Source organism: Vibrio sp. YT-18 (genome assembly GCF_033337345.1).
In the GTDB taxonomy this organism is placed as follows: domain Bacteria; phylum Pseudomonadota; class Gammaproteobacteria; order Enterobacterales; family Vibrionaceae; genus Vibrio; species Vibrio alginolyticus.
This window is the reverse complement of record NZ_JAWOQO010000040.1, coordinates 1-6037: the sequence shown is the minus strand read 5'-3', so window position 1 is coordinate 6037 and position 6037 is coordinate 1. Positions and strand designations below refer to the sequence as shown.

Genomic DNA, 6037 nt, shown 5'->3' with positions numbered 1-6037 from the left:
CATATTACTATCACTCATAAAATTGATTCTCATTTTGACGCGAATAGCCTCAAATATTGACATCGCAAGCTAACGCCGCATTAAGGTGTGAGCGACGCTTGGCTATACTTGAGCGAAGCGAAAATGCCAAGCGTTGCGAATCACTCTTAAATGCTTTGTTAGTTGAAAAACTCACTCGGGTAAGAATCAAATTCTGAATAATGGATAGCACATCCCACAAGCTGCTCATTAGTTGGTGAGATTCCTTTATGATTATCAGCCCAACCTTCCTTGAGCTCAATAACAATTGAAACTTCCAAGAAATAGCTTTTACCTTTGCAACGCTTCTCAGCAACAATAGCGATATCTTCAGCGAGCTCTTCATCTGAAAGGTAAATAACTTCAGACTCCGAACGACCTGATATCTTTCTTCCACTTTCAACAAAAATGGTGGACTCTTCATCAAAAGTGTCTATTTCTTCGATAACATCTGATAGCTTCATTATTACTCCGTTTCAACTAACGCCGCATTAAGTGGTGAGCAACGCAGACCACTGGACTTAAAGTGTAGTGCCGTAAACACCGAAGTTAAAGCGAACCCAAAATGCCGAGCGTTGGGAATCCGTCTTAAATGCTTTGTTATGTTTCTAAAAGCCAACAGCCAATTTATGTATGTATCCTTGAACTACGCTAGAAGCTTTTTCAGGAAGTCTGGGATTTAAAATGTAAGTCATACCTCTTGTTGGGATTGGTAAATACAGATCTTCATATTGAACTACAAAACACTTGTTTACTTGAAACATTATTCCATAGACCGAACTTCCCATAGAATAGCGAAGTGACAGAGCACTATAGAGAGATGTTTCTGCTTGGTGCATAATATAGCTCTGAACTAATTGTTGAAAATTGATATCGTCCAAAACACTATCGACCACACTTTGGTCGAATTGCTGAAACTTCTTTAGTTTATCGTGGTTTTCGGCAAATTCTTCAAACATGTTTTGAAGGTAACTTTGAACTTTTTCCATCGGAAAGATATTTGAAATATCTAAAGCAATGAATCCAAAGTTAACTTCATTTTGGGCAACTCTTTTCTCAACCTGACTTTTAGCTTTATCAACATTTTTAACCAAATTATTAAGGCTTCTAATGTTTTTACATTCGATTGCAATGCTATCATTAATTGTTACATCCCCTTGACCTGACAAACTAACTTTATCACTATCAAGAGTGGCTAGAACAAACCTAACCCCCATTAGGAATTCAAAAACAAAATCATGATATTTTTCTTTATCATCGCTAGCTAAATCGTACCTTCCTTCAATGAATCTCAATATGTCTTCTTCATTAAAGTCAATTCCGTTATCGAAAATTACATTCAATTGATTAAGCTTGAGTATAATCTCAGAAAGTTTTGCCATTTCTATAGGCTCTAGATCAAAAAATTTATCTAGTTCACGACGAAGATGGCCAAACCTAGTATTCATTACATTTGTACGAGGTCTAATTTTCTTAAGCCACTGCTCGAAGTTTAAAATTAACCTATCAAACTCAGTTATTAGATCATCAACACTGTGACTGGTTTTCACTGAACTCATTGAAATAACTCCTATTCAAACTATAACCTCGGAAACATAACGCCCAATTAAGGTGTGAAGCACGCAATGACTATGCCTCCGCATTGCACTTAAACACCGAAATCACCGCATACCGAAAATGCCACGCGTGCTGAATCACTCTTAAATTGTTTGTTATGCCGCGATTTTATTGTCTTCTGGACTCCAAAATCAGATAATAGCATCACCTAGTAATCACAAGCTACTATCCATGCCTAAAGCAAAAACGAGCAATAAATCAAAGCTAAATAATCAACTACAAAGCATTAACAACAACCTAACTCTGATTGCCAATAATTTAAACTCTGAAGAAGAAGACAAGTACAAAGTGTGCTGTGAGATGTTCACTAAAACTTTTGAGCATGAAAAGCAAAAAGCCGTGAAGATCGAAGATAAAGCAAACAAAATTCTTGCTTTTCTACTTGCAATATCTTCTGTGTACCTAGCATTGATTATATGGTTTATCAAAGAAGGTCATGAGAAATCTTCGCCAATATTAATTAACAGCTCTTCGACAAATATTTCAATGCTCCTATTGATCATTGGAGCAGCTATGCTTTTAACCAGTATTAGTAAATCGACATCTGTCATGTGGGCTAAACTCGAATACAACCCTGTAGCAAGTTTCAAGCACTTTCACCACTTTGACAAACCCGATAAAAAAGCGATCGATGTATATAAATATTATGCGGAATTTTATTCAGATATTTGTGACAAACGAAGAGACAACAACCTAGAACGTGGGGATTTATTAGGCAAAGCATTTTCGTTCACTAAGTCGACAGTTATCTATTGTTTAATATCTTCGCTTTACATACTGCTTACGACTAGTACTTTTTTGAGTGGATAAGTCTAACAACCAGTCTGGTGGCATAACGCCCTGTTAAGGTGTGAGCAACGTAATACCGATGCTACCGCATACCACCTTAAACACTAAAACCAACGCATAGTAAAAATGCCACGCGTTGCGAATCACTCTTAAACAGATTGTTATGTGCCGCCTCAAAACAAGGCACTTTCAATTTGGAGCCATTGCTCCATAAAAGGGATAAAGTCCCTTTGAGGTATGAACTTCTGTGCTGCTGTATTATTTTTTAAAAATACTTCCTCCAAAGCCCACACATAGTGGTCGGCGTAAACAGCCCACGCCTTTGCTCCATCGTTAAGCTCTAATCGGGATAGAGGCTTGACAGACAGATAGCCTTTTAATAAAGCTAATGACCTATGAAGCTCCAAATCGAACATATACATGCATGCTCTCGCCAACTCATAACCAGGAGGCATGTTTTGCACTAAATCCCAGTCGATCACATCGCTTACTGTGCAATTAGAATCAAAAAAGACATTGAAATGATGAAAGTCGCCGTGGATTAATTGCCTGCTTGTTAACGGGGTATATGAGTGCGTAGCTTCTGAGCTAGCTAGATAATCACGCTGTTGTTTTACTCTTCGTAGCACCGAGTTATTCATATCAAATTCACTATTTGTTTCAATAGCTGCGACTATTTTTTGTAGTCTATCGACCCAAGCACTTTTATCCCAAGAAAGCTCAATTGTTGGAAAGTCGTTTCCAACCTCGGAAGCGAGTTGAACATGCAGGTCAGCAAGGGCTTTTCCCAACTGAAAAGCATGAAACGCAGACAGAGCACTTTTTTCGATTAACGTTCCTTTTGCTTCAGGAAATAGAGCATAAAACTCATCACCTATTTTACAAAAGGAGTGGTGATCGCGCGTCAAAACAGGGGCAATTATAGTATTCAAATTTTGCGATAACTTTCTCAGCAGCTCATGTTCTAACTTGATCTTAGCAACATTGCGAACACTATATTTTCTAAGATAATAAGTCTCTGAGGATTGGATACGAAAAACATGATTCGTCGCACCAGCTGATTGACGTTTTATACTAGCGCCAGCACCAATCTGACTCCAGTTTTCACCAACCTTACGAACAAAATCACTCATAATTCCAGTTACCCCTTAGGTACATAACGCCGCATTAAGGTGTGAGCAACGCTACCACTAAACCTAACCATACCACCATAAACACAAAACCCAACGATGGAATGAAAAATGCCAGCGTTGGGAATCACTCTTAAATGCTTTGTTATGCAAATCCTTTCAACACGCGCATTTCTTTCTCTGCTTTTTCCGCAAACTCAGCTGGGTCAAGCCCAATACTAACGATAAACTGATCCAGAGGGACTAATAAGTCTTTGTTAAGTTGAATTGCTTCCCTTGTAAAAGCATCAATTCTTTGAAAAACGTTTATGCGCCCTTGAGTGTTATATAGGTCATCAGAGTTTTCAATTACTGATTTGTGTACGAGCCAACGTCGTTCTGAGTTAAATTTTTCCAACCTAGCTTCAAGTTCAGTTGGTAAAATACTCTTTTTAATGACTTCATTGATGATAGGTCCAAGAGTTTTTTTTTCTGAACCGACTGCAACTTTTTTTCAGCTTCTTCTGGGTGCAAACTTTTCGGTTTGAGACCTCTGCCCATTATCAATAACATTTGCCCTAAAGTTTGCTCTACATATTGCATATGCCAGATAGCTTCACCTACGCTTTGATAGAAATAAGCCACTTCATCACGATTCATCTGTCGTTGCATATTTTCTCCATTTGCATAACGCCCTGTTAAGGGGTGAGCAACGCAATACCGAAGTAGCCGCATACCACCTTAATCACTTAAACCAACGCATAGTGAAAATGCCACGCGTTGCGAATCCCTCTTGAACAGTTTGTTAGGTTAATTTCTCAACGCACGCTCATTTCTAACCTTAACTGTTTTCGTTAACCGGAGGAAAGAAGTCGCTGTAGTTTAATACCGTGAGTTGTTGAACTAAAAGACTAAAACCTAAAAGAAGAAACAACGTTGAGATCAGGCTAATTACTATAGTCCCTTTCAAAGAGCCTCTAGGCTGTTGAAAAAGTTTCCTTTCCATTATTTTTGTATTCACCCAAAACAAGTAAATAGCCAAGCAACTAAACAGTATTCCGAGTGTATCTATAAATAAATTTCCAGCAGGACGGATTACAGTCCAAACACCAACATAGAGAATTACTCCGCAATATATGTAGTTTCGAATTCCGTCAAACAATGATTTAACTTTATCATCATCTTCATACCATTTATTCAATTATTATCTCCATTAACCTAACGCCTTGTTAAGGTGTGAGGCACGCAATACCTAAGCTTACGCAAACACGTTAATCACTAAAACCAACGCATAGTAAAAATGCCACGCGTGCCGAATCACTCTTGAACAATTTGTTATATGCGTTTACTAATAGCTTAACTAAAGACTGCATCTTCATTTTATTTAATAAATCTAAATGACTAACCGTTAAAACAGAATGATGAAAATAGGTTGATAAACAGCCCCTCCCCTAAGCCACTCCTTGATACTGTTCTATTATTTTGAGTCTAAGCTAAGGAGGCTAGCATGCGAAATACACCTTTACTTTGTTTACTAACCCTACTCTTTGTTTTTCCTGTTAGCGCTATTGATTGGAAGGCTACAATTGAAAGAAGTGGCGGATCAAATAAGTGGTATTGTTATACTACTTTCACAATTGATCAAAACGGAAAATGGGATGCTTACTCGCTATATTCAAATGGGCGACATATTGAAAGCGCAAGATTCATATCAACCTTTACTCTCAAGTCAAAAGATAACTCGGATATTTTGATTGTCACTCAGAATAGACATGTTAAGGGCTCTCATGGAGGAAGTGCTAGAGAGGAAACAACAGATCTGAATGGAAACTTGCCAAAAGAAGTTCTTGAGCTCATTGACGAAGCAAAGACCAAATATGACTGCACTGTGAAAAGTGATTTTAATATGGACAATATCAAAAAGAGTATAATTATAGCCGACTGGGTACTTGAGCTATACAACTAATATACCGCTCGGGTAGCTTGTTTCACCCGGGCATATAACGCCCAATTAAGGGGTGAACAGCGCCGCCACCCAAACCTAAAGCATTGTGCCATAAACACTAAATTTGAAGTAGAAGCAAAAATGCCGAGCGTTGTGAATCCCTCTTAAATTGTTTGTTATGTGATGTGTGGATTTCAAGCTGAACTTAAACGAATCTAAAGCTGAATTGGTTTATGTTGTAGTGCGATTTCTATTACTTCCTCGACTGTAGGAGCATAATCCGACAAACTCATTTTTCTAGCATTATAGTTTTCAGGGTAGAAAAACAAGTTTGCAGCATCAGGATGACTGAATTGCTTATTAAACTCGTCGTACAAGTAAGAGCTTTCTTCTTCACTTTCAGCATCTAGAAACCTGTTCGCTAACTCTATCAACTGTTCTTTACTTAGTTTCCCAATATTCAAATTAACCTCCTTTAGTCACATAACGCCCTGCTAAGGGGTGAACAACGCAATACCAAAGCCGCTGCATACCACCTTAATCACTGAAATCAACGCAT

At 38.1% G+C, this 6037-nt stretch carries 8 protein-coding genes; 2 read left to right on the top strand and 6 right to left on the bottom strand.

Annotated elements, in window-relative coordinates:
- Positions 1-158: 158 nt before the first annotated feature.
- On the bottom strand, positions 159-482 hold the full coding sequence (locus R7M72_RS23910) for a hypothetical protein (protein WP_315956398.1): 324 nt from the start codon (positions 480-482) through the stop codon (positions 159-161).
- A 144-nt stretch (positions 483-626) separates the two neighbouring features.
- The gene (locus R7M72_RS23905) at positions 627-1577 is read right to left on the bottom strand and encodes a hypothetical protein (protein ID WP_315956399.1); all 951 of its coding nucleotides are present in this window, start codon (positions 1575-1577) and stop codon (positions 627-629) included.
- Positions 1578-1806: 229 nt separating this feature from the next.
- On the opposite strand from R7M72_RS23905, the gene R7M72_RS23900 reads away from it, so the two are divergent.
- Positions 1807-2445, top strand: coding sequence for a hypothetical protein (locus tag R7M72_RS23900; protein WP_315956400.1), 639 nt, complete (start codon positions 1807-1809; stop codon positions 2443-2445).
- A 152-nt stretch (positions 2446-2597) separates the two neighbouring features.
- Here R7M72_RS23900 and R7M72_RS23895 read toward each other — a convergent pair whose 3' ends face one another.
- The 3 genes from R7M72_RS23895 to R7M72_RS23885 form a co-directional block, all read right to left on the bottom strand.
- Positions 2598-3557, bottom strand: a complete 960-nt coding sequence (locus R7M72_RS23895; protein WP_017821423.1) for a phosphotransferase — start codon at positions 3555-3557, stop codon at positions 2598-2600.
- A 345-nt stretch (positions 3558-3902) separates the two neighbouring features.
- Positions 3903-4205, bottom strand: coding sequence for a hypothetical protein (locus tag R7M72_RS23890; protein WP_315956401.1), 303 nt, complete (start codon positions 4203-4205; stop codon positions 3903-3905).
- Positions 4206-4374: 169 nt separating this feature from the next.
- Entirely contained in the window at positions 4375-4734 is a 360-nt protein-coding gene (locus R7M72_RS23885) for a hypothetical protein (RefSeq protein ID WP_017634597.1), read from the bottom strand.
- Between the two features lie 306 nt (positions 4735-5040).
- Between R7M72_RS23885 and R7M72_RS23880 the strand changes: the two genes are divergently transcribed.
- On the top strand, positions 5041-5499 hold the full coding sequence (locus tag R7M72_RS23880) for a hypothetical protein (protein ID WP_053317218.1): 459 nt from the start codon (positions 5041-5043) through the stop codon (positions 5497-5499).
- 194 nt (positions 5500-5693) lie between these two features.
- On the opposite strand, the gene R7M72_RS23875 is transcribed toward R7M72_RS23880, so the two are convergent.
- A complete protein-coding gene (locus R7M72_RS23875; protein WP_315956402.1) occupies positions 5694-5942 on the bottom strand; it encodes a bacteriocin immunity protein in 249 nt (82 codons plus the stop codon).
- Between the last annotated feature and the right edge of the window lie 95 nt (positions 5943-6037).

Excerpts from the sequence above, each read along its gene's own strand:
- R7M72_RS23900 (WP_315956400.1), top strand. The coding sequence starts at position 1,807 with ATGCCTAAAGCAAAAACGAGCAATAAATCAAAGCTAAATAATCAACTA.
- R7M72_RS23905 (WP_315956399.1), bottom strand. The coding sequence starts at position 1,577 with ATGAGTTCAGTGAAAACCAGTCACAGTGTTGATGATCTAATAACTGAG.
- R7M72_RS23880 (WP_053317218.1), top strand. The coding sequence starts at position 5,041 with ATGCGAAATACACCTTTACTTTGTTTACTAACCCTACTCTTTGTTTTT.
- R7M72_RS23890 (WP_315956401.1), bottom strand. The coding sequence starts at position 4,205 with ATGCAACGACAGATGAATCGTGATGAAGTGGCTTATTTCTATCAAAGC.
- R7M72_RS23895 (WP_017821423.1), bottom strand. The coding sequence starts at position 3,557 with ATGAGTGATTTTGTTCGTAAGGTTGGTGAAAACTGGAGTCAGATTGGT.
- R7M72_RS23910 (WP_315956398.1), bottom strand. The coding sequence starts at position 482 with ATGAAGCTATCAGATGTTATCGAAGAAATAGACACTTTTGATGAAGAG.